The organism is Gordonia gummivorans (assembly GCF_022513585.1).
Taxonomy (GTDB): Bacteria; Actinomycetota; Actinomycetes; order Mycobacteriales; family Mycobacteriaceae; genus Gordonia.
In genome coordinates, this window is record NZ_JAKWBF010000087.1 from 1 (window position 1) to 744 (window position 744).

1 protein-coding gene is annotated in these 744 nt (G+C 67.9%); it reads right to left on the reverse strand.

The features are described 5' to 3' along the window. Positions 1 to 241: 241 nt before the first annotated feature. Positions 242 to 550: an HNH endonuclease gene (locus MKW15_RS24210; protein WP_240862948.1), complete on the reverse strand. Its 309-nt coding sequence runs from the start codon at positions 548 to 550 to the stop codon at positions 242 to 244. Between the last annotated feature and the right edge of the window lie 194 nt (positions 551 to 744).

Consider the following 744-nt stretch of genomic DNA (forward strand, 5'->3'; position numbering starts at 1 on the left):
CTCCCGAGCATCGAGCACCAGACCGTCGTCGGCGACCTGAGCGGCCAACGATTCCCACAGCGCGCGGCCGGCCTCACGCAATCCGATCGGCACCGGAATCGGCTCTACATCACTCACGGAATCCTCCTGACCTGGGGAGACGGAAAAACGGGGCTTGAGCAGGTCGCACGCTCATGGTGGAAGGCTATGCCCTCCGTGTGCGCTGTGGGGGTCGGGGCGGGCCATGCCCCTGGGGGGGTGGTCATCGGCTGCCGGGGTGGGGTTCGTCGGGTAGGTGGAGGCGTGCGCGGCGTGCTGTGATGCCGGCGCGGCTTTCGGCTTGGGTTTTGGTGGTGTGGCAGGGGCGGCAGAGTAGTCGGGCGTTGTCGGGGGTGTCGGTTCCGCCGCGTTTGACGTTGAGGATGTGGTCGAGGTCGAGGCGGACTTGTCGGCCGTCTGCTCCGCATTGTGAGCAGTGGTTGCCGTCGCGGGTGATGATGGTGCGTCGGAGTTTTCGCCATGCGTGGCTGCTGGTTCGGGGGTCGCCGTTGCCCCAGTTGTGTCCGCTCATGTCGTTCCGTTCTTGGTGGGTGTGTGGCTGGCCCCGACGACCTCCGGGGTCTGTGTGTCGGGGCCAGCCGGTGCGCGACTCTCGCGGACCGCACCATCGGGACGCTGAGGTGTCGCGCGGTCTGTGGGTTAGCCGGTGAGTGCGCCGTGGGTGCGGGCGTATTCGGCGGCTTCGGCTTCGCGGTGTGCGGTGTG